The organism is Actinosynnema sp. NPDC059797, assembly GCF_042732085.1.
Classification (GTDB): Bacteria; Actinomycetota; Actinomycetes; order Mycobacteriales; family Pseudonocardiaceae; genus Actinosynnema.
Genome location: NZ_JBHWIE010000101.1, coordinates 1 through 24613, shown reverse-complemented (window position 1 = coordinate 24613; position 24613 = coordinate 1). Strand labels below are relative to the sequence as shown.

General features: G+C 73.6%; 22 protein-coding genes. 12 read left to right on the top strand and 10 right to left on the bottom strand.

Annotation, left to right across the window (positions count from 1 at the left end; translation table 11 throughout):
- The first annotated feature begins 44 nt into the window (after positions 1-44).
- On the top strand, positions 45-797 hold the full coding sequence (locus tag ACFV4N_RS22395) for a class I SAM-dependent methyltransferase (RefSeq protein WP_499674513.1): 753 nt from the start codon (positions 45-47) through the stop codon (positions 795-797).
- On the opposite strand, the gene ACFV4N_RS22390 is transcribed toward ACFV4N_RS22395, so the two are convergent.
- From ACFV4N_RS22390 to ACFV4N_RS22375, 4 genes are all read right to left on the bottom strand, one after another.
- Positions 751-2919: a diguanylate cyclase domain-containing protein gene (locus tag ACFV4N_RS22390; RefSeq protein ID WP_499674512.1), complete on the bottom strand. Its 2169-nt coding sequence runs from the start codon at positions 2917-2919 to the stop codon at positions 751-753. The genes ACFV4N_RS22395 and ACFV4N_RS22390 overlap by 47 nt on opposite strands.
- A 313-nt stretch (positions 2920-3232) precedes the next feature.
- Positions 3233-3697: a hypothetical protein gene (locus ACFV4N_RS22385; protein WP_499674511.1), complete on the bottom strand. Its 465-nt coding sequence runs from the start codon at positions 3695-3697 to the stop codon at positions 3233-3235.
- A complete protein-coding gene (locus ACFV4N_RS22380; protein ID WP_499674510.1) occupies positions 3663-4292 on the bottom strand; it encodes an RNA polymerase sigma factor in 630 nt (209 codons plus the stop codon). The genes ACFV4N_RS22385 and ACFV4N_RS22380 overlap by 35 nt, the downstream gene beginning before the upstream one ends.
- Before the next feature lie 163 nt (positions 4293-4455).
- The gene (locus ACFV4N_RS22375) at positions 4456-5664 is read right to left on the bottom strand and encodes a S8 family peptidase (protein WP_499674509.1); all 1209 of its coding nucleotides are present in this window, start codon (positions 5662-5664) and stop codon (positions 4456-4458) included.
- 80 nt (positions 5665-5744) lie between these two features.
- On the opposite strand from ACFV4N_RS22375, the gene ACFV4N_RS22370 reads away from it, so the two are divergent.
- The 3 genes from ACFV4N_RS22370 to ACFV4N_RS22360 all read left to right on the top strand — a co-directional run bounded on the left by ACFV4N_RS22370 (position 5745) and on the right by ACFV4N_RS22360 (position 9623).
- Positions 5745-8618 (top strand): CHAT domain-containing protein, encoded by a 2874-nt coding sequence (locus tag ACFV4N_RS22370; protein WP_499674508.1) that lies wholly within the window; start codon positions 5745-5747, stop codon positions 8616-8618.
- A 176-nt stretch (positions 8619-8794) separates the two neighbouring features.
- Positions 8795-9223 (top strand): nucleoside deaminase, encoded by a 429-nt coding sequence (locus ACFV4N_RS22365; protein WP_499674514.1) that lies wholly within the window; start codon positions 8795-8797, stop codon positions 9221-9223.
- Positions 9224-9281: 58 nt separating this feature from the next.
- Positions 9282-9623 (top strand): hypothetical protein, encoded by a 342-nt coding sequence (locus ACFV4N_RS22360; RefSeq protein WP_499674507.1) that lies wholly within the window; start codon positions 9282-9284, stop codon positions 9621-9623.
- On the opposite strand, the gene ACFV4N_RS22355 is transcribed toward ACFV4N_RS22360, so the two are convergent.
- On the bottom strand, positions 9620-9979 hold the full coding sequence (locus ACFV4N_RS22355; RefSeq protein WP_415364630.1) for an STAS domain-containing protein: 360 nt from the start codon (positions 9977-9979) through the stop codon (positions 9620-9622). The genes ACFV4N_RS22360 and ACFV4N_RS22355 overlap by 4 nt on opposite strands.
- A gap of 56 nt (positions 9980-10035) precedes the next feature.
- Positions 10036-11124, bottom strand: a complete 1089-nt coding sequence (locus ACFV4N_RS22350; protein WP_499674506.1) for a carboxylate-amine ligase — start codon at positions 11122-11124, stop codon at positions 10036-10038.
- A 76-nt stretch (positions 11125-11200) separates the two neighbouring features.
- Between ACFV4N_RS22350 and ACFV4N_RS22345 the strand changes: the two genes are divergently transcribed.
- On the top strand, positions 11201-12214 hold the full coding sequence (locus tag ACFV4N_RS22345; RefSeq protein WP_499674505.1) for a DNA topoisomerase IB: 1014 nt from the start codon (positions 11201-11203) through the stop codon (positions 12212-12214).
- Positions 12215-12868: 654 nt separating this feature from the next.
- On the opposite strand, the gene ACFV4N_RS22340 is transcribed toward ACFV4N_RS22345, so the two are convergent.
- The 4 genes from ACFV4N_RS22340 to ACFV4N_RS22325 all read right to left on the bottom strand — a co-directional run bounded on the left by ACFV4N_RS22340 (position 12869) and on the right by ACFV4N_RS22325 (position 15550).
- On the bottom strand, positions 12869-13792 hold the full coding sequence (locus ACFV4N_RS22340) for a hypothetical protein (protein ID WP_499674504.1): 924 nt from the start codon (positions 13790-13792) through the stop codon (positions 12869-12871).
- A 273-nt stretch (positions 13793-14065) separates the two neighbouring features.
- A complete protein-coding gene (locus ACFV4N_RS22335) occupies positions 14066-14461 on the bottom strand; it encodes a hypothetical protein (protein ID WP_499674503.1) in 396 nt (131 codons plus the stop codon).
- 37 nt (positions 14462-14498) lie between these two features.
- Positions 14499-15221: a SigB/SigF/SigG family RNA polymerase sigma factor gene (locus ACFV4N_RS22330; RefSeq protein ID WP_499674502.1), complete on the bottom strand. Its 723-nt coding sequence runs from the start codon at positions 15219-15221 to the stop codon at positions 14499-14501.
- Positions 15218-15550: an ATP-binding protein gene (locus ACFV4N_RS22325; protein ID WP_499674501.1), complete on the bottom strand. Its 333-nt coding sequence runs from the start codon at positions 15548-15550 to the stop codon at positions 15218-15220. The genes ACFV4N_RS22330 and ACFV4N_RS22325 overlap by 4 nt, the downstream gene beginning before the upstream one ends.
- Before the next feature lie 234 nt (positions 15551-15784).
- On the opposite strand from ACFV4N_RS22325, the gene ACFV4N_RS22320 reads away from it, so the two are divergent.
- The 7 genes from ACFV4N_RS22320 (at position 15785) to ACFV4N_RS22290 (ending at position 24417) form a co-directional block, all read left to right on the top strand.
- The gene (locus tag ACFV4N_RS22320) at positions 15785-16570 is read left to right on the top strand and encodes an ABC transporter ATP-binding protein (protein ID WP_499674500.1); all 786 of its coding nucleotides are present in this window, start codon (positions 15785-15787) and stop codon (positions 16568-16570) included.
- Positions 16567-17439 (top strand): ABC transporter ATP-binding protein, encoded by an 873-nt coding sequence (locus ACFV4N_RS22315; RefSeq protein ID WP_499674499.1) that lies wholly within the window; start codon positions 16567-16569, stop codon positions 17437-17439. Before ACFV4N_RS22320 ends, ACFV4N_RS22315 begins: the two co-directional genes overlap by 4 nt.
- Positions 17436-19268: an AMP-dependent synthetase/ligase gene (locus ACFV4N_RS22310; RefSeq protein WP_499674498.1), complete on the top strand. Its 1833-nt coding sequence runs from the start codon at positions 17436-17438 to the stop codon at positions 19266-19268. The genes ACFV4N_RS22315 and ACFV4N_RS22310 overlap by 4 nt, the downstream gene beginning before the upstream one ends.
- Positions 19265-20152 carry a branched-chain amino acid ABC transporter permease gene (locus tag ACFV4N_RS22305; protein ID WP_499674497.1) on the top strand — a complete coding sequence of 296 codons (888 nt, stop codon included), beginning with the start codon at positions 19265-19267 and terminating at the stop codon, positions 20150-20152. The genes ACFV4N_RS22310 and ACFV4N_RS22305 overlap by 4 nt, the downstream gene beginning before the upstream one ends.
- Positions 20149-21249 carry a branched-chain amino acid ABC transporter permease gene (locus ACFV4N_RS22300; protein ID WP_499674496.1) on the top strand — a complete coding sequence of 367 codons (1101 nt, stop codon included), beginning with the start codon at positions 20149-20151 and terminating at the stop codon, positions 21247-21249. The genes ACFV4N_RS22305 and ACFV4N_RS22300 overlap by 4 nt, the downstream gene beginning before the upstream one ends.
- Before the next feature lie 74 nt (positions 21250-21323).
- Complete coding sequence (locus tag ACFV4N_RS22295; RefSeq protein WP_499674495.1) at positions 21324-22598, top strand: ABC transporter substrate-binding protein; 1275 nt, start codon at positions 21324-21326, stop codon at positions 22596-22598.
- A 208-nt stretch (positions 22599-22806) separates the two neighbouring features.
- Positions 22807-24417 carry a catalase gene (locus ACFV4N_RS22290; RefSeq protein WP_499674494.1) on the top strand — a complete coding sequence of 537 codons (1611 nt, stop codon included), beginning with the start codon at positions 22807-22809 and terminating at the stop codon, positions 24415-24417.
- Positions 24418-24613: the final 196 nt, after the last annotated feature.

Here is a 24613-nt window from a genome sequence, read left to right as displayed (position 1 = left end):
AACCGGTCGCGGCCCGCCGTCGTTCGGGGCCACACTCGTCGGCCATGCCGGAGAACTCGACGAACCAGGACGTGGCCGCCTACTACGGCGCGCTCAACGAGTGGGGCCCGTCCGACGACTTCTACCTCGACCTGGCGCTGTCCGCCGACGCGGTGCTCGACGTCGGCTGCGGCACCGGCGTGGTGCTCCACGCGGCCCGCGCGGCGGGCCACACCGGCCGCCTCGTCGGCCTCGACCCCGACCCCGACATGCTCGCCGTGGCCCGCGAGCGCGAGGGCGTCGAGTGGGTCGAGGGCGACCTGGGCCGCGTCGCCTTCGACGGCGGGTTCGACCTGGTCCTGATGACCGGGCACGTGTTCCAGATCTTCCTCACCGACGACGACGTGCGCGAGCAGTTCACCGCCGTCCGCCGCGCCCTGCGACCGGGCGGCCGGTACGCGTTCGAGACCCGCAACCCGGGTGCCCGCGCCTGGGAGCGGTGGACCCCCGAGAACGGCACCGACGTCGTGGGCGAGCGGGGGGAGCGCGTGCGCGTCGAGCACCACGTGGCGAGCGTGGAAGACGGGCTGGTGCGGTTCAGCGAGACCTACAGCAGCCCGGACTGGCCCGAGCCGAAGGTCGAGTGGGGGACGCTGCGGTTCGCCACCGCCGAGCAGGTCGACGCGCTGCTGGCCGAGACCGGGTTCGAGGTCGCCGAGCGCTACGGCTGGTGGGACCGCACCCCGTTCACCGACACCAGCCGGGAGGTGATCACCATCGCGCGACCAGGTCCGCGCCCGGCCACCGACCGTCGCTGACCACCAGCGCGCCGGTCGACCGCACCAGCGGCAGCGCCGCCGCCAGCGCCTCGCGCGCCAGCGGCTCCCGCGGCGGGTCCACCGGCACCACGCCGTGCAGCGGGTGGCGCTCCAGCAGGGACAGCTCCGGCAGCGCGCACGTGAAGCCGTGCAGCAGCCGCCGCACCCCCATGTCCGCCAACGTGGCCAGGTTGTCCTCGACCGCGTCCGGGTCCGCGGCCAGGCCCCGCGCGGACAGGGCCAGCCACAGCAGCGCCGGCGGCAGCGCGGACGACCGCAGCGCCTCGGCCACCGGCGCGGTCAGCTCCGGGTCGCGCGACTGGTCCGGCGACAGCGCCACCAGCACCGGCAGCCCCTCCACCGCCGCGAACGAGCACGCCTCGTCCAGCAGCCACGCGGCGAGGTGCCCGCTCACGCCCAGTTCGTCGGCGAAGCGCAGGCACTCGTCGTGCCCGACCGGTTCGCCGCCGCCCTCCCGCCAGCGCAGCCGCGCGGCCACCGCGACCCGCGCGCCGTCCCGCTCGACCGGCGGGTAGTCGATGTTGACGTCACCGCTCGCCACCGCGTCCGCCAGGGCCGCGCCGAGCCGCAGCCGCTCCCGGTCGCGGGCGTCCAGCTCCTCGTCGTAGACCTCCCACTGGCCCCGGCCGCCGCGCTCGGCGCGGCGCAGCGTGCTGTGCGCCCGGCGCAGCAGCGCCATCGCGTCCACCCCGCGCGTCGCGGTGCGCACGAAGCCCATGGCCGCCGACAGCACGAACCGGTGGCCCGCCAGGTGCACCGGCTCGGCCAGCTCCGCCTCGATCGCCCCGGCCAGCGACGGGATGCCGGGCGTGCCGGGCGAGTCCTCGACCAGCACCGCGAACTCGTCGCCGCCGAGCCGCGCCACGGTCGCCGACTCCCCGGCCACCGCCGCGGTCAGCCGCCGGGCCACCGCCTTCAGCAGCTCGTCGCCCGCCTCGTAGCCCAGGCCGTCGTTGACCACGCCCACGCCGTGCACGCCCAGGTAGCACAGGGTGACCGTGCCCGGCCGGCCGAGCACGCGCTCCAGCGTGGGCAGGAAGCCCTGCCGGTTCGGCAGGCCGGTCAGCACGTCGTGCAGCGCCTGGTGGCGCAGGTACTCGCGCAGCACCCGCTGCTCGGTGGTGTCCTCGACGACCGCGACGTGGTACTTGGGGCGGCCGTCGGCGTCGCGCACCACCGACAGGGCCACGTTCGTCCACATGGGATCGCCGTTCGGGCCGGTGAACCGCCGCTCGGCGCGGAGGGTGTCGTCCTCCGAGCGGAGCACCCGCGCCTGGTCCGCGCGCAGCGCCGCCAGGTCCTCGGGGGTGAACAGCGCCGACGGGCGGTGGCGCCCGTCCCGCGCGGCCTCGCCGGACCGCCGCTCCTCGACGTGCCGGTCGCCGGTGTCCTGCCCGGGGGTGTCCTGCCCAAAGGTGTCCTGCACTGTCGAGGCGTCGTGCTCGCCGGTGTCGTGGTGGGCGGTGTCGTGGTGGGCGGCGACGTGCCGGGCGCCGGCGGGGCGCGGTTCCCCCACCGGGCCCTCCTCCGGGGCGAGCATGGTGACCAGCGCCGGGTTGGCCTCCACCACCGCGCCGTCCGCGTCGAAGATCGCGATGCCCGCCGCGGAGCTGGTGAACACCTGCCGGAACCGCGCTTCGCTGTCGTGCAGGTCGTCCCGGGCCCGCTCCAGCGCCCGCAGCAGCGACGACCGCACCTGCTCCTGCTCGGTGAAGACCTGCCCGCGCGCGGCGCCCGCGTACCCGGCGGCGACCGCGCCGAGCAGCGTGATCACCCGGTCCGCGGGCGCGTCGGCCAGGTCGGGCAGCAGGCGGCCGAGCACCTCGATCGTGCGCTGGAGGCAGTGCGGGCCGGTGAACTCCGCCGTCGCCAGCCACGCGCCGACGGCGGCGCCGCCGTCGGGGTCGAACGGGGTGGCGCCGAGCAGCCGGACCAGCAGCGCCAGGTGACCTCCGAGGTGCTCGCGGATCCTCGACCGCGCCACCGGCGCGCACGCGGTCCCGGTCAGCGCCCTGGCCCACACCTCGGCCGGGTCCGGGCGCGCGGGGCCGTCCGGGGGAGCGCTGCCCCCGGTGCGGTCGGGTCCACCGGGCTCGGTCATCGTCGGGCGCGGGTTCGGCCGGCCGGTGCCGGGGCGCTCAGGGCTCGCGGCCGACGACGGCGCACGGGTTCGCCGCCCCCGGCCCGCCAGGGGACCAGTCAGCTCGCTCGACCACGGTGCCCCTCTCGGGTGGTGGTGGGACCATCGGCCAAATGCGCCGGCCCGGCCACCCTACTGGGAAAGGAGATCCGCCGAACGGGTTAGAAACCCCTGTCACCCTTTCGGGGATGATATTGGGCGGAAACGCAGGAGCGACAACGCATTCCGGCATTCGAACGCGTCGTCGCGGGCGGGCAGGGCGCCCGTGACGGCGTTATACGCAAACCCAGTCGGTCACCACGGTCGTGCCGCCCACCTCGCACCGGAACCGCACCGGTCCCCGGGGCGGCGGCCCGAGCAGGAACATGCCCAGCTCGTCCAGCTCCGACTCCTCGACCGGCCCGGCCGCGGTCAGCAGCTCCACCCGACCCGGCCGCGCGGGCAGCACCTGGCCCGCCACGCCCGCCTCGGTCACCTCCACCTGCACGGAGACGCCCTCCGCGTCGAACACGAGCTGCCGCGCGGTCGACGTGGCCCGCGCCCGCGCCGCCAGCTCCGCGTCCATGGTCGAGTCGTAGCTCGTCAGCGCCGTCAGCTCGGCGTCGACCGTGCGCCACGCGTACGCCGCGCGGGCCGCCTCCACGACGTGCGCGGGCACGTCCCGCTCCTCGGCCATGGCCGCCGCCAGGTCGCGCAGCAGCCCCTCATCGTTTTCCCACCCCGGATCGCCCTTCAGCACCGAGCACACCTCCTCCTTCGACCCGCCTCGGCTTGAACAGGCGGAACACGGCGGGAGTCTTCCGCAGCCTGTCCAGGCACCTGCTCCGGGTGGGCCCGATGCTGCCGACCGGCATGCCCAGGCGCTCGCCGACCGACGAGTAGCTCGGCGGTGGGTCGGCCATCAGCGCGGTCAGCAGCTCCCGGCAGTGCTCGGGCAGCGCGCGGAACCCGTCGCGCAGCGCTTGGAGCCGCTGCGCGGTCTCCAGCTCCTCGTCCAGTTCGGCCTCCGCGTCCACCGGGCTCGCCGGCTCCTCCTCGGACTGCGGGTCGAACGGCTGGAGGCGCTGCTGCATCCGCAGCATCCGCAGGCACTCGTTGCGGGTGGTGGTGGCGATCCACCCGGGCAGCGCGTCGGCGTCCCGCAGCCTGCCGATCTGCTCGACCAGCCGCAGCCACACCGTCTGGTTCACGTCCGCCGCGTCCGCCGGCCGCAGCCGGTGCCGGTGGATCACCGACACCACCAGCGGCGTGAAGCGGGCCACGATCTCGTGCCACGCACGCTGGTCGCCGTCCGCCGCCGCGCCCACCAGCGCGGCGATCGGGGCTGGGGTCACGTCCCCTCCTCGGGTCCCGGGGGTGCTCCACCACCGACCGGGCACGCGCCGCCGCGGACCCCGGCCGGGTCTCGGACTTCAGGTTCGTCGCTGCCACACACTACGGAGACCGGACACGGCCGTCAGATACAACGACCACCCTCTCGGGTGAGGCCGGTCGGCCCTATTCGACGAAGACGCCGTAGCCGGGGAAGAACTCGGGCCGCCCGACGAGGAGCTGGTCCCGGGCGGCGGCGGCCGACACGCCCGACTGGGTCATCGTCGCCGCGATCCGCCCGGCCACGTGCGGCGCGGCGAACGAGGTGCCCAGCCAGTAGGCGAACCGGTCGTAGACCTCGTCCGGGTAACCCGGCAGCACCCACCGGCCCTTGAGGAACGTGCTGGTCCGGTTGCCGACCGCGCACGCGTCCACCCAGTGCCCGTGGTTGGAGTAGCAGGCGGGGGTCCGCGTGCCGTCGCGCTCCTCGGCGACCGCCGCCACCGCCGTCACGCCCGGCAGCGCGGCGGGCCAGCTCGGCCGGGCCGTGCCCTGGTTGCCGGCGGAGGCGACCACCACGACCCCGGCGGGCAGCGCCGCGACCGCCCGGCGGACCGGCTCGGACGCCACGTCGCCCTGGGTGAAGCAGCCCATCGAGGCGTTGACGACGTGCACCCGCTCGTCGAACGACGACAGCGCCCGGGCGAAGTCCTCCTCGGTGCCCAGGCCGAACTGGTCGAGCGCCTTCTCCGGGTCGAACCGCACACCCGGCGCGGCCTGCCGCACCACGCCCGCCACGAACGTGCCGTGACCGCCCTCCACCGCGAACACGTCGCCGCCGGAGTAGGCGGGGTCCACCTCCTCGGGCCTGGGCAGGAACGCGTTGCCCAGCCACGCCGGGTGGTCGACGCCCGCCGCCTGCGAGATGCCCGTGTCCACGATGCCGACGGTCACGCCCTTGCCCAGGCCCGCATCACCCGGCGCCGGCGCGGGGATCGGGCCGGCCACGCGCGGCGGCTGACCCGGGTGGCCGTGCATGTTGCCGCCGTGCCCGAACAGCACGTGGTGCGGCTGCACCACGGGGGTGCGCTCGCCCGGCCACTGCTGCGGGTCGCGCAGCAGCCGCACGACGTCGGGGACGTCCCCGGCGTTGCGCGGCGGCAGCACCAGCCGCGCCATGCCCGCGAAGTCCCGGCCGCGCTCGCTGCCGATGTTGTTCTGCGCCAACTTCCGGGCGACCCGGTCGACGTCCTCCGGGATGGTGAGCAGCTCCCGCGCCACGTACACGAATTCGCGGCCGCGCTCCGGGTGCAGGAGGAAGTCCTTGTGCTCACTGATCGCCTGGTCGAACGCCCTGAGGTAAAGCGCCGCGCGATCGGAAGGTTGGGACACCACGGCCTCACAACGGCGTAGAAGGGGTGTGGTGCGAGCTTTGATCAAGCTACCACAGGGTTCCTGGTAATAAGGTGGTCCTCGTGGCCGGTGAAACCGCCGCCGCAGCGCTGGAAGCCCGGCAGCGGGACCCGCACGCGGCGATCGAGATCGGCCGCTCGGCACTGCGGGCGGCGCGGGCGGCGGGCGACGCGGAGGAGGCGTCGACCGCCGAACGGGCGATCGGCCTCTCCCTGCGGGAGCTGCACGACTTCGACGGCGCGCTGCGGCACCTGCGCCACGCGGTGCGGACCGCCGAACGGGCGGGCTCGGCGCGACTGGCGGCGCTGGCCCGGGTGAGCCTGGCGTTCGTGCTGTCCAACACCGGCCGGCACGCGCAGGCGCTGCGCGCGGTCAACGCGGCGCTGGAGGAGCTGGACGGCGGGGACGCCGACATCGCCCGGATGCAGCGCGGCCTGGTGCTGCACTACCTGTGCCGGTACGACGAGGCCCGGCGCGAGTACAACCGGTCCATCGAGGCGGCCCGCCGCACCGGCGACAAGCTCGGCGAGGCCCGCGCCCGCAACAACCGGGGCCTGCTGCGCGCCTACACGGGCGGCCTGCGCGCCGCCGACGAGGACTTCGACCGCGCCGCCGCCCTCTACCGCGAGCTGGACCTGGAGCTGGCGGTGGCCGACGTGCGGTGGAACGCGGGCATCTCCGCGTCCCGGGCGGGCGACGTGCCCCGCGCGCTGACCATGTTCGCCGAGGCCGAGCGCGAGTACCGGCGGCTGGAGGTGCCCCGCCCGGCGCTGCTGATCAACCGGCTGGAGCTGCTGGTGTCCGTGCCCCTGCTGGAGGAGGCGCGGGCGGCGGCCGACCGGGCGCTGGAGGAACTGGGCGACGACCTGGTGCTGGCCCGCTCGGAGGCGATGTTCTACCGGGCCCGCGTCGCCCTGCTGGAGGGCGACCTGGACCGGGCCGTGGAGCTGGCGGTGGCCGCGCGGCGCGGGTTCCGGCGCGAGAAGCGCGAGGTGTGGGAGGCGGGCGCCCGGCACGTGGAGCTGCGCGCGGCCTACCTGAGCGGGCGGCGCGACCGGGCCCTGGTGTCCGCGCTCGCGCGGGTCGCGTCCCGGCTCGACGCCCTGGGCTGGCGGATGGCGGGCCTGGAGGCCCGGGTCGACGCGGCGCTCGTGGCCCGGGACCTCGGCGACCGGCGGCGCGCCGTGGCGGAGCTGGTGGTGGCGGGCGCGGCCCGGCGCGGCGGCGGCCCGGCCGCGCACCGCGTGCAGGGCTGGTACGCCGAGGCGCTGCGGCGCGACCTGGAGGGCAACGCGCGGGGCGCGCAGATCGCCCTGCGGCGCGGCCTGCGGCTGCTGGACGAGTACCGGGTGTCGCTGGGCGCGGCGGAGCTGCGCGCCCTGAGCGGCGCCCAGGGCAAGGCGCTGGCGCTGGAAGGGCTGCGCGCGGCCGTGGCGTCCGGGCACGCCGCCCGGGTCCTGTCGTGGGCGGAGGCGTGGCGGGCCGGCGCGCTGCGCATGACCCCCGCCCGACCGCCCGAGGACTCCGGCCTGGCCGACGCCCTGGCGGAGCTGCGCGCCGTGACCGCCGACCTGGAGGCGGCGCTGCTGGAGGGCAGGCCCGCGGCGGCCCTGCGGCAGCGGCAGGTGCGCGGCGAGCAGCGCGTGCGCGACCTGACCCGGCAGACCAGCGGCGGCGGCGCCGTGTCCACCCCGCCCGACGTCCGCGACCTGGCCCACGCGCTCGGCCCGGCGGCCCTGGTGGAGTACATCGACCACGACGGCGCGCTGCTGGCCGTGGTGGTGGCGGGCGGGCGCGCCTCCCTGCACCACCTGGGCCGGCTCGACGGCGCCCTGCGCGAGGTCCGGCTCCTGCGCTTCGCCCTGCACCGCCTGGTGACCCTGCCCGAGCACGTGGACCGCTCGGCCGTCCGGGCGGGCGCCGACCACGCGGCCGGCCTGCTGGAGGCCCGCCTGCTCGCACCGCTGCGCCGCCGCCTGGGCACCCGCCCCCTCGTGCTGGCGCCCACCGGCCTGCTCGGCGGCCTGCCCTGGTCCGCCCTGCCGGGCTGCCGGGGCCGCTCGGTCGTGGTGGCGCCCTCGGCCACCGTCTGGCTCCGCGCCTCCACCGCGCCCCTGCCGCCCCACCTCCCCGACGGCACCGCACCCGACCGGCTCCTGGCAGTCGGTTCGGGCGCGACCGGCCCGGACCGATCGGTGGGGCGGAGCCGGGCGACCGGACCGGCCTGGACCGCCGGCGCAGCCCGGACCGCCGGCCCGCGCCAGGCAGCAGGCCCGGGTCGTGCAGCGGACCCGGGCCGGACAGCCGACGCGGGTCGGGATCGAACAGCGGACCCGGGTTGGACAGCGGACCCGGACCGGGTCGCCGGATCGGGCAGGGCGGTCCTGGCGGCAGGCCCGAGGCTGCCCGCCGCACCTGCCGAGATCGCCGAGATCGCCGCGATCACCCCGTTGACCGGCGGCCGGGCGTCGGTGCTGGTCGGGGCGGACGCCACGGTCGACGCCGTGGCCGCCGCGATGGACGGCGCACCGCTGGCGCACGTGGCCGCGCACGGCTCGTTCCGCGCCGACAACCCCCTGTTCTCCGCCCTGGAACTGGCCGACGGCCCCCTCACCGTCTACGACCTGGAACGCCTGCGCACCCCACCGGCCCGGGTGGTCCTGTCCGCCTGTGACTCGGGCCTCTCGGCGGTCCGCCCGGGCGACGAGCTGATGGGCTTCACCGCCGCCCTCCTCGGCCTGGGCACGCGCACCCTCATCGCCCCGGTCGTCCCCGTCCCCGCCGAGGTGACCACCTCCCTGATGGTCGACCTGCACCGCCGGCTGAGCGCCGGCGAACCACCCTCCGAGGCCCTGGCCAACGCCCAGGAGGCCCACCGAGAGTCCGGCGACGCCGCCTACGCCGCGGGCGCCGGCTTCCTCTGCTTCGGCGCCTGACCCCCGTGCGTGTCCTCCACTCGGACACCGCGAGTCGTACGTTCAGGACGCGCGAGTCGTACGTCCGAGGCGCGCGAGTCGTACGTTCAGGACCGTCGTGTCGTACGCCCGGGGCGGGTGAGTTCCGGGTTCGGGCGCGTTCCGGCCGCTAGGTTGGGCGGGTGGACGCACGCGAGATGCTGGCCGTGGCGGTGGAGGAAGCTCGCGCGGGCCTGGCCGAGGGCGGCATACCGATCGGCGCGGCGCTGTTCTCCGCGGACGGCGAGCTGCTCGGCCGCGGCCGCAACCGGCGGGTGCAGGACGGCGACGCCTCGACCCACGCCGAGACCGCCGCGTTCCGCGCCGCGGGCCGCCGGGCGGGCTACCGCGGCACCGTCATGGTCACCACGCTGTCACCCTGCTGGTACTGCAGCGGCCTCGTTCGCCAGTTCGGCATCCCCCACGTGGTGATCGGCGAAGCCCGGACCTTCCACGGCGGTCACGACTGGCTGGCCGAGCACGGTGTGCGGATCACCCTCCTGGACGACCCGGGATGCGTGGCGATGATGACGGGGTTCATCGCGGCCGAGCCCGAGCTGTGGTTCGAGGACATCGGCCAGGATTAACGCGGAGCGTCGCGTTGGGACACAATCCCGACACGGACCGCTGTCAAGATCAACGGGCATGGAAACCAGGTACGTGGACGACTGCCTCGTCCTCGACGAGGACGTGGTGGCCGTGGAAGTGCCCGCGAGCTGGGGCGCCGAGGTGAGCCACCAGCTCCGCTTCACCGGCCCCCTCGGACCGATCCTGGCGATCCCCGGCCCCCGGCTGAGATGGTTGTTCCTCGCCGAACCGGACGTCGGGCCCGAACCGCCCTACGTCCTGCCGCCGGACGCCCGGTACTGGCGCGGACCCCGGCGCATCCCCGCGCGGGAGTCCCGTTGGGTGGTGCCCCCGGCGGGCGCACTGCCCCCGGTGGGGGCGGTGCGCTGCGCCATCAGGACCGTCCGCCGGTTCCCCTAGAACCGGCCCAACGCGTCGTCGAGCGACTCGACCACGGTGAAGACCGAGTCCAACCCGGTCGCCTGGATGGGGCGCAGGGTCGCCCGGCTCGTGGCCACGAGCACCAGCGACACGCCCAAGGCGGACGCCCGTTGGTTGCCCACGACCAACGACTCCAGGCCGGCGGAGCCCAGGAACCGCACTCCGCCGAGGTCGACGACCACACCTCGCACGCCTTCGACCAGGTGCTCCTTCAGCGGCCTGGCCAGCTCGTCCGCGCTGCTCGTGTCCAACTCGCCCGACACGTGCAGCACCACCACGCCGTCCGCCGGTCGGTCGACCCGCACGGAAGCGAGCGTCGCCGCGGGTTCTGGCACGCTCGTTCTCCTCTCGTTCAACGCCGCCCGGTGCGGCGCGTACTCCACGGTAATCCCTAACGGGCGTCGTCGACCGTCTCGGCCATCACCACGTCCACCAGCTCGCGCGCGTCGGGCGAGGCGCCGAACGCGCGCCGCTGCCTGGCCGCACCGCTGCCGTGACCGCGCAACCACTCCAAGTGACCTTCCACGGTGCCCAGCGCGTCCGCGTCCCGCAACGCGGCCCCGCACCACTGCGCCAGCTCCAGGGCCAGCTCACGGGCCGGGACGAGGTGTCCGGTGCGGGGGTCGACGGCCAGCCCGTCCACGCCGTCGCGCGACGCGCGCCAGTAAGCGGCCTTCAACAGCACGTCGCTCACCGGCTCGGCGTCCGCGGAGTCGGCCGCGGTCCGGGCGAAAGCCCTGATCAGCTCGGCGATGACCACGACCTCGCGGGCCGTCATCGGGAGGTCTGTGACCCGCACCTCGACCGTCGGGTGGTTCTCGGACGGCCGGACGTCCCAGTAGACCATGCCGCTGTCCAGCAGCACCTCGGTCGCCTCCAGGGCGCCGACCACCCGGTCGTACTCCTCGGCCGACGCCAGGTGCGGCGGGGGACCGCTGATCGGCCAGCGCGACCACACGATCGAGCGCCAACTCGCGTACCCGGTGTCCTCGGCCTGCTCGATCGGCGAGTTCACGCTCAGCGCGAGCAGCGTCGGCAGCCACGGCCGGAGGGCGTTGCCGATGCGCACCGCGGTGTCCCGGTCGGGCACGCCCACGTGGACGTGCATCCCGCACACGCCGGAGCCGCCGATCATCTTGCGGTGCGAGTACTCCATCAGCCGGTAGCGGGGGTCGTCCGTGCCCGGCGGCGGACCTGCCGTGCCGATCGGCGGCACCGACGAGGCCAGCAACCGGCAGCCCGCCGCGTGCGCGGCCTTCGCCAGGTGCGTGCGGCCGAGCAGGACCTGCTCGAACAACTGGTCGGTCGACTCGCACACCGGCGTGGCGACCTCGATCTGGAACGGCGTCAGTTCCCGCTGCACGTCCAAGCGCGCCCCCGCGTGCTGCTGGACGGACTCGGCCAGCGGAACGGGACGGCGTGAGTCGGGGTCGACGAGCAGGAACTCCTGCTCGACGCCGACGGTCCACGGCTGCCTCATGACCGCACCCATACCCAATCGGTGCATGATCCAACCATCGTGTTTGGCGTGGGGCCGGTTGGGAACCTGCGCGGGGGTGAGACTCCGTCGCAGCGACCCCAACGGGCCCGGCTGGCACCGCCGTGCGCGGGGCCGCGGGTTCAGCTACACCGACGCCTCCGGCGCGCCCCTGGACGCCGAGTCGGTCGAACGGGTGAAGGCCCTGGTGATCCCGCCGGCCTGGCGGGACGTGTGGGTCTGCCCCCACCCGAACAGGCACATCCAGGCGGTCGGCACGGACTCGGCCGGCCGGCGGCAGTACCTCTACCACGAGAAGTGGCGGCAGGACCGGGACGAGGAGAAGCACGACAGGGTGCTGGACCTGGTGCCCGCGCTGCCGGCGTTCCGCGAGGAGGTCGCCCGGGAGCTGCGCGGGCGGGGCCGCTCCCGGCGGCGGGTGCTGGCCGTGGCGTTGACCGTGCTGGACCAGGGGGTGTTCCGGGTCGGGGGCGAGACGTACGCGGCGGACAACGGGACGCACGGGGTGGCGACGCTGCTGTGCTCGCACGTGGCGGTGCGCGGGTCCACTGTGGACTTCTGCTACCCGGCGAAGGGCGGGATCCAGTTCACCACGGAGGTGGTGGACGCGGGGTTGGCGCGGGCGGTGAAGTCGTTGCTGCGGGGGCGGGAGGGGTCCGGGGCCGGATCTGGGCCTGGGTCTGATTCGGGCCCCGGTGAGAGGCTGCTCGTGGACGACGGCGGGTACGAGATCGGGTCGGACGACATCAACCAGCGGTTCAAGGAGCTGGTCGGTGACGAGTTCTCGGTGAAGGACCTGCGGACGTGGCACGCGACGGTGCTCGCGGCGGCGGCGTTCGCGCGGGAGGGGACGCCGGGGACGAAGAGCGGGGTGAAGCGGGTGGAGGCGGCGGTGATGCGGGAGGTGTCGGAGCACCTCGGGAACACGCCGGCGGTCGCCCGGAAGTCGTACGTCGACCCGAGGGTGGTGAACCTCTGGCGGCGCGGGGTGGTGATCAAGCCGAGGTCGGCCGACCGTGAGACAGTGGAGCGGGCCGTGGTGCGGTTGCTGCGGACGAAGGGGAAGAGGTAGGGGGACCGGCTACACGATCGGGTGATCATCGGCCGGATGATGTACGAAAACCGGGGTTCGCGACTCGGTTGAACATGAGGAACCGCGCGAACCACCAGACGCCCCGCTGGGAGGGGCACCACAACAATCCCGGCCCCGGCTCCCAGCCCCCAGCCCCTCGGTCCGGGCCCCATCCCAGCCCTGACCCCGGCCCCGGCCCAACGCGACTTGGCAGCCCAATGCAGCTTGGCCCAGCCTGCTCGGCTCGGCTCGGCTCCGGACCGGCCCGACCCGGCCTGGTCCGGCCTGCCCTGGTCCGGCCTGCCCTGGTCCGGCCTGCCCTGGTCCGGCCTGCCCTGGTCCGGCCTGCCCTGGTCCGGCCTGCCCTGGCCCGACCGGCTCTGGCCCGACCGGCTCTGGCCTGCCCTTGGCCTGGCCGAGCCTGCCAGCCCGGTCCAGCACAGAGGTGGCCAGGCCCGCACGGCGCATCGATGGCAGATGGGCGAGCTGACGCGGGCTGGTGGCAGGGTGTGGCGGCGGAAGGCCGGCGGTGGGGCGTGGCGCGGTGGGTGGAGCGTGGCGGTGAGGGCCGGCAGGGCCTGCGGTGTGGCTGCGGACGGTAGGTGAGGGGGTCGGTGGCGGGGCTGGGTGAGGTGACCGGGGGCGGAGTAGTGGTCAGCCCTTGAGCAGCGCCCCGACGTCCTCGTGCAGGCGGATCGCGCCGCCCACCAGGACGATGTCCGCCTCGCAGGTGACCGCCCGCAGCGGCAGGAGTTCGTCGGCTCGGTGTTCGCCCACCAGGTGCGACCCCGCCAGCACGTCGGTCAGGAGGAGGGTGTCCACGGTGCCCTCTTCGAGCGCCCGTGAGACCGCGTCCAGGCCGTGCACCGCTCGCCCGGTCAGTCGGGTCGACTCGTCGCGGAAGCGTTCGACCACCGCTCGGCGCGCGTCCTGGTTGGCCCGGCCCGCCAGGTGGAGGACCGCCCGGTCCGGCGGGCCCTCGACCTCCACCACCAGGTGGTGGTACCGGCTGGGCAGCGCCACGCGCAGTGAACGGCGGCCGGCCAGTGGGCCCGCCAGCACGAGCAGCGGGGCGCCCAGGCGGTCCACGAGGGAGGTCGCCTCCTGGGCCACGTCGGCCAGTTCCGTCGCGTCCAGGCGGTGGTCCGGGCGGCGCGCGCCGACCGTCGCGACGGCCACCGGTCGGCCGCTCGGGTCGACGCCGCGCAGGTCCACGCCGTGGTCGTTCACCTGGACGACGACGTGCGGGAGCAGCGGTTCGGACAGGTCCGCCAGCGGCAGGAGGTAGGGCAGTTCGCTGTACCGCGCGGTGTACCCCGTGGGCGGCACGGGCACGTACCGGTCCACCAGCACCCGCCCGCCGCCGACCACCAGGCCGCGACCCGCCATGCCTCGCGGGGTCATGCCGCTCATGATCGCGTTGTGCGCCAGCGCCACCAGGTACGGGTCGGCGGATTGGGCCTGGAGCTGGTCCCGCATCGCGCGCCAGCGCAGTTCGACGTGGTCGCCCACGTCGAGGAACACGGAGACGAACGGCCCCTCGATCCCGACCACGTCGTGCAGACTCGCGGTGTCCATGGGTCCTCCCGGTTCGGGTCAACCGTGAAGTACCCGGAAGTGGCTTAAGGCAACCGTTCGTCACGATTCAGGGCGGTTGCTGTCACCGCTCTGGATGATCATTCCCACTGTCGAGGCCACTCTCGGAGCCGCTGTCGGAGCCGCTGTCGAAACCACTGTCGGAGCCGTCCGGACAACTGCCGCCACCGGGGAGGCGGAGGGGCAGCGGAGAGGGGGAGAGACAGAGGGAGAGGCGGAGGCGGGGAGGGGGGAGGCAGAGGGGAAGGGCTGCGGTCAGGGCAGGCGTCCGGTCGACCGCGTGCGCTGCTCGCACCACGCGCAACTCGCGGCCACGGCCACGGACGCGAAGCCGATCAACAGGTGTGCCGCGTTGCCGACCACGCCGGCGTCCATCGCCGAGCCGACCTCGGCCGACTGGCCCGTGCCGTCCGCTTCGCCCACGCCGAACGCGAACACCACCAGGAACACCACGGCCATCAGTGAACCCACCGGGCGGGACGCGCGCATCGACGTCGCGGAGGCGCCGATGGCCACGCCCGTCACCACGTGCAGCACGCCCAGCGGCGGCCGGCCGGCCACGAAGTCGACCACGCCCCACAGGACGAGCAGCACGCCGAGCGCCAGGGCCGACCGCTGCGGCCAGCACAGGTTCGCCACCACCGCGACCAACCCCTCTCCACCCGTCGGCCGACCGTCGCCGCCCGCTTCAATCGTCGAGCAGGTCGCGCAGCCGCGCCAGGGATCGGCTCAACAATCGCGACACGTGCATCTGCGACACGCCCACCGAGTCGGCGATCTGGCTCTGCGTCATGTTCCGGTAGAACCGCAGCACCACGATCCGCCGCTCCCGCTTGGGCAGCCCGCGCAGCATGGGGTCGAGGGCGTGCTGCAGCTCCACGACCTCCAGCGCCGGGTCGTCGAACGCCAGCCCCTCGGAGTCGGCCAGCCCGTCGTCCAGGGACAGCAGGTGGTGGGCCGACGCCGCGTGCAGCCCCTCGTACACCTCGTCCAGGGGCACGCCCAGGTGCCGCGCCACCTCGCTCGGCTTGGGCGTGCGCCCGGTGCGCCTGGCCAGCTCGACCCGCGCGCCGTCGATCGCCGTGCACAGCTCCTTCAACCTGCGGGGCACGCGCACCGCCCACCCCTGGTCGCGCAGGTACCGCCGCACCTCGCCGGTGATGGTGGGCACCGCGAACGCCAGGAAGTCGATGCCGCGGGACGGGTCGAACCGGTCCACCGCGTTGATCAGCCCGACCGCGGCCACCTGCCGCAGGTCCTCCACCGACTCGCCGCGCTCGGCGAACCGGTCGGCGATGTGCCTGGCCATCGGCAGGTGCTCGGTGACCAGCCGGTCCCGCAGCTGCTGGTGCCTCACCCCGTCCGACGTGGCCATCTCGTGGAACATCGGCTGGTAGTCGACAGCGTTCATGCCCGGCACCTCAGCTCCACCCGCAAGTGGCCGTCTCCCTCCACCCAGGTGGCCACCGCGTCGGTCACGGAACTGACGACCCGCCAGTACAACGAGTCGTGGTCGGGCACGGTGACGGCCGATGAGCGGACCTGTGCGCGAAACCGAATCGAATCACCTTCTCGGGCGAACCCGCACAGCAGTTGCGCACCGCTCTTCGCGCGGGCGATCAGCGCGGTGCACGCCTCGTCCACGGCGATCACGAGGTCGATCGCGAGTTCCGGGGTGGAGCGGGCCACCGCCTTCGCGACCGCGCGGACCGTCGAGAGGTGCGCCGGCCGCGCCGCCACCCTCAGCTCCACCTCCGGGCCGTCCATGAGTGGCGAACGCTCCTCTCGTTCCAGGTGCGGGGGGCATACCCGCGCACCTGGGGCGTTACACCAGTCCACACAGGACTGAGCAACAGAATCGTGAAAGTCGAACAGGCGGTGGGAGGCTTCATCACGGTTTGCGAACAGCGGTAGGTAACGCTGTGATCGGGACCATACTGACCGCCTCCCCACGCCAACCACACGGAGGCGCCGGTGCTGGAGGCGAACAACCTCGAAGTGGTCTACGACGACGTCGTGCTGGTGCTCCGCGGCGTCAGCCTGAAGGTCCCCGAGGGTCGGGTCGTGGCGCTGCTCGGCGCCAACGGAGCGGGCAAGACCACCCTGCTGCGCGCCCTGTCCGGCCTGCTGGGCGTGCACGAGGGCAAGGTCACCCGCGGGCGCGTCACGCTGGACGGCGAACCGATCCACCGCGCGTCGCCCTCGCGCATCGCCGCGCTGGGCGTGAAGCAGGCGCTGGAGGGCAGGCGCGTGCTGGCCCAGCTCACCGTCGAGGAGAACCTGCGCGTCGGCGGGCACACCGCGCCGCGCGCGGTCAAGCGCAACCTGGAGCGCATGTACGAGCTGTTCCCGCGGCTGCGGGAGCGGCGCGGGCAGAGCGCCGGCTACCTGTCCGGCGGCGAGCAGCAGATGCTGTCGATCGGGCGGGCGCTCATGTCCGAGCCCCGCTACCTGCTGCTGGACGAGCCGAGCCTGGGCCTCGCGCCGCTGGTGGTCCAGCAGATCCGCGACCTCGTGGTGAAGATCAACGCCGACGGCACGACCGTGCTGCTGGTCGAGCAGAACGCCACCATGGCGCTGTCCATCGCCGACCACGGCTACGTGCTGGAGACCGGCAAGGTCGTGATGGACTCGCCCGCCGCCGCGCTGCTGGCCGACGAGGACGTGCGCGAGTTCTACCTGGGGCTGGGCGGCGAGGGCGCCGCGCGGTCGTTCCGGGACGTCAAGCACTACAAGCGGCGGAAGCGGTGGCTGTCGTGACCCCGAGCGCGAGACCCGTCCTGGAGTTCGAGGACGTGACGCTGGCCTTCGCCGGGGTCACCGCCATCGACGGGGTGTCGTTCCAGGTCGACCCCGGCGAGCTGTTCGCGATCATCGGCCCGAACGGCGCGGGCAAGACGTCGGTCTTCAACGTGCTCTCCGGCGTGTACCGGCCGCGCTCGGGGTCGGTCCGGTTCGAGGGTCGGGAGCTGCTGGGCGTGCGCCCGCACCGGATCGCCGCCCTGGGCATCGCCCGCACCTTCCAGAACGTCGAGCTGTTCGCCCACCTGAACGTGGTCGAGAACCTCATGCTCGGCCGCCACCACCACATGCGCTGCGGCGCGCTGTCGGCGTTCGCCTGGCTCGGCCGGGCGCGGCGCGAGGAGCTGGCCAACCGGGCGGCGGTGGAGGAGGTCGTCGACTTCCTGGAGCTGGCGGCGTGGCGGCGGACGCCCGTCGGGCTGTTGCCGTACGGGGTGCGCAAGCGCGTGGAGCTGGGGCGGGCGCTGGCCATGGAGCCGAAGGTGCTGCTGCTGGACGAGCCGGTCGCGGGCATGAACGCCGAGGAGACCGAGGACATGGCCCGGTTCGTGCTGGACGTCCGGGAGGAGCTGGGCATCGCGATCGTCCTGGTCGAGCACGACATGGGCCTGGTCATGGACCTCGCCGACCGGGTGCTGGTGCTCGACTTCGGCCGCCCCATCAGCACCGGCACGCCCGCCGAGGTGCAGCGCGACCCGGCCGTGGTCCGCGCCTACCTCGGCGAGGCACAGGCGCAGGCACAGCCACAGGCGCAGTCGCGAACGCAGGAGCAAGCGCAAACGCGGGCGCAGGCGCCGGACCGCCAAAGCACGGGAGGCGCCGCGTGATCACCACCGTCGTCACCCGCGTGCGCGACCGGGCGTCGGCCACCCCGGACGCGGTGGCCCTGCGCGCCAAGCGCCTGGGCATCTGGCAGGAAGTCACCTGGTCGGGCTACTGGGACCAGGCCGAGTTGGTCGGTCACGCCCTGCTCGCGCTCGGCGTCGACCCCGGCGACCGGGTCGCCGTGCACTCGGAGAACCGCCGCGAGTGGCTGTACGCGGACGTCGGCGCGGTGGCCGTGCGCGCCACCACCGTCGGCCTGTACCCGACCAGCCCGGCGAGCGAGGTCTCCTACCTGCTGTCCCACTCGGGCGCGCGGGTGCTCGTCGCCGAGGACCAGGAGCAGGTCGACAAGGTGCTGGCCGTGCTGGACTCGCTGCCCGACCTGGAGCACGTGGTCTACCTGGAGCCGCGCGGCGTCCGGGGCCGCTACACCGACCCCCGCCTGGTGCCCTGGGACGACTTCCTCGCCCTCGGCGCGCGGCACCGCGAGGAGCACCCGGACGCGGTCGCCCGCCGGATGCGCGCGGCCGAGCCGGACGACGTGATGACCCTCGTCTACACCTCCGGCACCACCGGCCCGCCCAAGGGGGCGATGCTCACCACCGCCAACGTCGAGTTCGCCCTCGCCGCGACCACCGGCGCCGCGTTCGCCTCCCCGCCCGCCTCGCCGCGCGACGTCACCCTGTCCTACCTGCCGCTGTGCCACGTGGCCGAGCGCGTCTTCACCACCTGGCTCAGCGCGGCGGCCGGCATCCAGGTGCACTTCGCCGAGTCGATCGAGACCGTGCAGGCCAACCTGCGGGAGGTGCAGCCGACCATCCTGTTCGGCGTGCCGCGCATCTGGGAGAAGGTGCTGGCGGCGGTCACGGTCGGCGCCGCGAACGCGTCCCCGGTCAAGCGCGTGACCACGCGGTTCTGGCTGCGGGTCGCCGACCGCGTCGGCGCCGAGCTGGTCCGCGCCGGCGGCCGGCACACCACCGCCACCCGCCTGCGGTACGCGGTGGGCTGGGTGTGCTGCTACCGGGCGCTGAAGACGCGCATCGGGATGCGGCACGTCCGCTACGCCGCGTCGGGCGCCGCGCCGATCTCGCCGGAGGTGCTGCGCTTCTTCATGGGCATCGGCGTGCCCGTGCACGAGGTGTACGGGATGACCGAGAACAGCGGCGTCGCCACCGGCAACCGGCCCGGCCGGGTCAGGCTCGGCACGGTCGGGGAGCCGCAGGCGGGCGTGGAGCTGCGGATCGCCGAGGACGGGGAGATCCAGACCCGTCACCCGGGCGTGTTCGCGGGCTACTGGCGCGACGAGGAGGCCACCCGGCGGGCGTTCACCGACGACGGCTGGCTGCGCACCGGCGACGTGGGCGAGTGGGTCGACGGCACGCACGTCCGGATCACCGACCGGATGAAGGACATCATCATCACGGCCGGCGGGAAGAACGTGGCGCCCTCCGAGGTCGAGAACGCCCTGAAGGCCTCTCCCTACATCAAGGAAGCCGTCGTGCTGGGCGACCGGCGCCCGTACCTGGTGGCGCTGATCGGCATCGAACCCGACACCGTCGGCCACTGGGCCGGGCGGCGCGGCATCACCTACACCACCTACCGCGACCTGGCGGAGAAGGACGAGGTGCGCGAGCTGGTGGGCGGGGTCGTGCGCGAGGTCAACGAGCGGTTCGCCGCCGTCGAGCAGGTGAAGAAGTTCCGGATGCTGCCGAAGGAGCTGGAGCACGAGGACGGCGAGCTGACCGCCACCCAGAAGGTGAAGCGGTCCGCGCTGGCCGAGGCCTACGGCGAGCTGGTGGACGACATGTACCTCAACGGGGGGCGGTCGTGAGCGAGTTCCTCCAGTCACTGGTCCGGGGCGTGGGCACCGGGTCGGTCTACGCCCTGCTCGCGCTGGGCTTCGTGATCATCCACAAGTCGACGCGGGTGATCAGCTTCGCGCAGCCCGCGTTCATGCTCGCGGGCGCGGTGCTGGTCGCCCACCTGTCGCCGGACGTCGGGTTCTTCCTGGCCGTGCCGGTGGCCGCGCTGGTCATCGCGGCGCTGGCGCTGGGCGTGGAGCGGACCGTGCTGCGGCCCATGATCGGCAAGCCGGTGTTCGTGGTCGCGATCATCACCATCGGCGTGGACGTGGTCGTGCGGGTGGTCGCCAACGCGTTCATCGGCCTGGACGTGCTGCCGGTGGGCGACCCGTGGGGCCTGGCCACGGTGTCGCTGCTGGGCGTCGAGGTGCAGCAGCGGTACCTGGTGATGTTCGCGACGACGGTGGCCGTGGTGGTCGTGCTGTTCGCGTTCTTCCGGTTCTCCCGGACCGGCCTGGCCATGCGGGCGGTCGCCCACGACCAGGAGGTCGCGCTGGCCCAGGGCATCCGGGTCGGGTCGGTGTTCGCGCTGTCGTGGGCGCTCGCGGGCGGGCTGGCGGCGCTGGCCGGGGTGTTCGTGGCCACCGGCGCGGGCGTGGACCAGCAGCTGTGGGTGGTGGCGCTCAAGGCGCTGCCCGCGGTCATCCTCGGCGGCCTGGACTCGCTGGGCGGCGCGGTGGTCGGCGGGCTGGCGGTCGGGGTGGTGGAGTCGCTGGTCGGCACCTACCAGGGTGACGTCGCGCCGTGGCTCGGGCCGAACTTCGCGCTGGTCGCGCCGTACGCGCTGATGCTGGTGGTGCTCCTGGTGCGACCGCACGGCCTGTTCGGCGCCAAGGAGGTGGAGCGGCTGTGAAGGGTCGTCCGGAGCTGTACACCTCCTACGCGCAGGACACCGCGTTCCTGAACACGCGGCCCAAGCGGGCCTGGACCGGCGCGCTGGTGGCGTTCGCGCTGCTGGTGCCGTTCCTGGTCACCGACGACCTGCTGGTGCTGCTGGCCACCGGGTTCGTCGCGGCCATCGGCGCGATCGGGCTGAACATCGTCACCGGCTACGCCGGGCAGGTGTCGCTGGGGCACGCGTTCTTCCTGGCCATCGGCGCGTACACGGGCGCGGCGCTGTCCGGCGACCCCGACGGCCGGGTGATCGGGTTCGGCGTGACCTCGCTGCCCGTGTGGCTGCTGGCGTCCGGGCTGGTGGCGGGGCTGGCGGGGCTGCTCGTGGCGCCGCTGGCGGTGCGGCTGCGCGGCCTGTACCTGGCGATCGTGACGCTGGGGCTGGTGTTCCTCGGCGAGCACGTGTTCCGGGAGTGGACGTCGCTGACCGGCGGCCCCGGCATCGGCCGGCCCGCGGCGGTGCCCGAGCTGTTCGGGGTGCGGCTGGACCGGCCCTCGGCGTGGTTCACCGGGCCGCAGCAGCTGTACCTGCTGATGTTCGTGTTGCTGGTGGTGTTCGGGGTGCTCGCGCGCAACCTGGTGCGGTCGCGGGTCGGGCGGGCGTTCGCGGCGGTGCGCGACCGGGACCTCGCGGCGGCGGTGATCGGCGTCGACCCGACCCGGTACAAGGTGCTGGCGTTCGCGGTCTCGTCGTTCTACGCCGGGGTGGCGGGCTCGCTGCTGTTCGCGGTGAACGGGTTCTTCGACCCGGGCTCGTTCGGGCTGCTGCTGTCGGTGCAGTACATCGCCATGGTCCTGATCGGCGGCGCGGGCACCATCTCCGGGGCGATCATGGGCGCCCTGTTCATCACGCTGCTGCCGCGCGTCACCCGGGAGCTGCCCGAGGTGCTGCCGTTCATCAGCGCCGACGCGACCGGCGCGGTGACCGTGTTCCAGGTCGAGGCGGTGCTGTACGGGCTGCTGATCGTGGTGTTCCTGATCGTCGAGCCGCGCGGCCTGGTCGGGATCTGGGCACGGGTCCGCAACTACTGGCGCACGTGGCCTTTCTCGTACTGAACTCCTGCGATTCCTCGCGTCGAAGGGTGGATGTGATGGTTGGGCCCCAAGCAGTCGGGAACGGGCGCAGAGCGGTGCTCGCGCTCCTGTCGGTGGTGGCGCTGGCCGCGGTGGCCTGCCGCGGCGGTGACGGCGCGGCGCCGGCCGAGGACGAGAGCGGCACCAAGGTCGACTTCGGGGTGACCCGGGAGCCGTGCCCGGACACCGGGCACCCCGACCGCGGCTGCATCTACCTGGGCACCATCTCCGACCTGACCGAGGGGCCGTTCAAGGCCCTGGCCACGTCGATCGTCGACGCGCAGAAGGCGTTCTGGAAGCGGGTCAACGACCAGGGCGGCATCGGCGGCTACGACGTCGACATGACCACGCACATCGCCGACAACAAGTACAACCCGCAGATCCACAACCAGGTCTACCAGGAGATGAAGGGCGACGTCCTGGCGCTGACCCAGACCCTGGGCTCCCCGACCACCGCCGCCATCCTGCCCGACCTGGAGAACACGCGAATGGTGAGCGTGCCCGCGTCGTGGACGTCGCTGTGGGGCTTCGAGGAGGTCGTGCTGGAGTCCGGCGCGAACTACTGCGTGGAGTCGATGAACGCGGTCGACTTCGCGGCGGACGACCTGGGGGCCAAGAGCGTGATGGCCGTGCACTTCCAGGGCGACTACGGCGACGACGCCGCCGCGGGCGCGAAGCTGGCCGCGGAGGGGCGCGGGTTGAGCTTCTCCAGCACCGTCACCCAGAGCGGGCAGGACAACCAGGGCGGCGCGATCGACGCGATCGTGTCGGCCAAGCCGGACGTGGTGGTCCTGACCGTCGGCCCGACCGACGCGGCGGTGATCGTCGGGCAGACCGCGGCCCGCGGCTTCACCGGCAAGTTCATCGGCACCTCGCCGACGTGGAACCAGGGCCTGCTGGCCAGCCCGGCGGCGCCCGCGATCAAGGCGCTGTACTACCAGTCCGCGCCGTGGAAGCCGTGGGGGACCGACTCGCCGGGGCACGAGGCCATGCGGGCGGCCCTGTCGGGCGTCACCCCGAACGACGGGTACACCTCGGGCTGGGTGTGGGCGTACCCGCTCAAGGCGGCGCTGGAGAAGGCCGCGGAGAACAAGGACCTGACCCGCGCGGGCGTGCTGAACGCGGTGCGCGAGCTGGAGTCGGTCGACTACGAGGGGATGCTGCCCGAGGGGGCGGGCCGGTTCTCCGGGACGCCGGACGAGGCGCTGTTCCGGCAGTCGCTGATCTACCGGCCGGAGGAGGGGCAGCCCACGGGGGTGGGGATGGTGAAGGACTTCTTCACCGGGCCCACGGCGGAGGGGTTCCGGTTCGAGAAGCCCTGCTACACGTGACCCGTCGCGGCACGGACCGGGCACCGCTGCCGGCCCGTGCCGCCCCGTTACACCCGTTCCGGGGTCTTTCCGGCCGTACCTGTTACTCCGATCAGCCCAGTGGGTAGTCCGCCTGGACGCAGTGGACCGGGACGACGTGCGGAAGGACTACGCGACCGTCATGACCGATGTGGCGAGCAAGGGATCCCAACCGGGTGATGACCGCCCGGTGCTGACCAACCGTCAGGGGCATCCCGTCTACGACAACCAGAACCAGCGGACCGTCGGGGCACGGGGACCGGCCACGCTGGAGAACTACCAGTTCCTGGAGAAGATCAGCCACTTCGACCGCGAGCGCATCCCGGAACGGGTGGTGCACGCGCGAGGCGCGGTGGCTTTCGGTTACTTCGAGGCCTACGGCGGCTGGGGTGATGAGCCCATCGGGCGATACACCCGGGCGAAGCTGTTCCAGGAGAAGGGCAAGCGGACGGACGTGGCGGTGCGGTTCTCCACCGTCATCGGCGGCCGGGACTCCTCGGAGTGCGCCCGCGACCCGCGCGGGTTCGCGGTGAAGTTCTACACCGAGGACGGCAACTGGGACCTGGTCGGCAACAACCTGGCGGTGTTCTTCATCCGGGACGCCATCAAGTTCCCCGACGTCATCCACGCCCTCAAACCGGACCCCGTGACCCACCGGCAGGAGCCCAACCGGATCTTCGACTTCATGTCGCAGACGCCGGAGTCGATGCACATGCTGGTCAACCTGTTCAGCCCGCGCGGCATCCCCGCCGACTACCGGCACATGCAGGGCTTCGGGGTCAACACCTACGAGTGGCTCAACGGCGAGGGCGAGTCGATCCTGGTCAAGTACCACTGGATGCCCAAGGCCGGCGTCAAGAGCATGACCGCCGCCGACGCGGCGAAGATCCAGGCCACCGAGCTGGGCCACGCCACCAAGGACCTGTACGAGGCCATCGAGCGCGGCGACCACCCCGAGTGGGAGCTGCTCGTCCAGATCATGACCGAGGAGGAGCACCCCGAGCTGGACTTCGACCCGCTGGACGACACGAAGGTGTGGCCGGAGAACGAGTTCCCGGCCAAACCGGTCGGCCGCATGGTGCTCAACCGCAACGTGAGCGACTTCTTCGCCGAGAACGAGCAGATCTCCTTCGGCACCGGCGTGCTGGTCGACGGCCTGGACTTCTCCGACGACAAGATGCTCGTCGGCCGCACCTTCTCCTACAGCGACACCCAGCGCTACCGGGTCGGGACCAACTACCTCCAGCTCCCGGTCAACCAGCCGAAGGACGGGGTGCCGGTCCACACCAACCAGCGCGACGGCCAGATGGCCTACTTCAACGACACGGCCGGCACGAACCCGCACGTCAACTACGAGCCGTCGATCACCGGGGGCCTGCGCGAGGCCGAGTACCCCACGCACGACGAGCAGGGGCCGGTGATCCAGGGCAGGCTGACCCGCAAGCGCATCCCCCGGACCAACGACTACGCCCAGGCCGGGCAGCGCTACCTGCTCATGGAGCAGTGGGAGCGCGACGACCTGGTGCACAACTTCGTCACCCTGCTCTCGGAGTGCGACCGGCCGATCCAGGAGCGGATGGTCTGGCACTTCCTGCTCGTCGAGGACGACCTCGGCCTGCGGGTGGGGGAGGGCCTGGGCATCAGGCCCGCCGACGTCGCCCACCTGGAGCCGCTGGCGAGCCAGGACCTCACCGTCGAGGACCGCAAGCGGCTGGAGAACCTGGGCGCGAACGGCCCCCGGGACGTCGAGGGGCTCCAGATGACCCACTGCGTGCCGAACGAGCGCGTGAAGCTCGCCTGAGCGCCCACCGCGCCCGCGGCCGGGGGATCCCCGGTCGTGGGCGCGCAGGGTCGGGCGCGCAGGGTCGGGCGCGCAGGGTCGGGCGCGCAGGGTCGGGCGCGGCAGGGTCGGGCGCGGCAGGGTCGGGCGCGGCAGGGTCGGGCGCGGCAGGGTCGGGCGCGGCAGGGTCGGGCGCGGCAGGGTCGGGCGCGGCAGG

Coding starts and splice junctions, on each gene's coding strand:
- ACFV4N_RS22395 (WP_499674513.1), top strand. CDS start 45: ATGCCGGAGAACTCGACGAACCAGGACGTGGCCGCCTACTACGGCGCG.
- ACFV4N_RS22390 (WP_499674512.1), bottom strand. CDS start 2,919: ATGACCGAGCCCGGTGGACCCGACCGCACCGGGGGCAGCGCTCCCCCG.
- ACFV4N_RS22365 (WP_499674514.1), top strand. CDS start 8,795: ATGCTGGCCGTGGCGGTGGAGGAAGCTCGCGCGGGCCTGGCCGAGGGC.
- ACFV4N_RS22360 (WP_499674507.1), top strand. CDS start 9,282: ATGGAAACCAGGTACGTGGACGACTGCCTCGTCCTCGACGAGGACGTG.
- ACFV4N_RS22350 (WP_499674506.1), bottom strand. CDS start 11,124: ATGAGGCAGCCGTGGACCGTCGGCGTCGAGCAGGAGTTCCTGCTCGTC.
- ACFV4N_RS22340 (WP_499674504.1), bottom strand. CDS start 13,792: ATGGACACCGCGAGTCTGCACGACGTGGTCGGGATCGAGGGGCCGTTC.
- ACFV4N_RS22330 (WP_499674502.1), bottom strand. CDS start 15,221: ATGAACGCTGTCGACTACCAGCCGATGTTCCACGAGATGGCCACGTCG.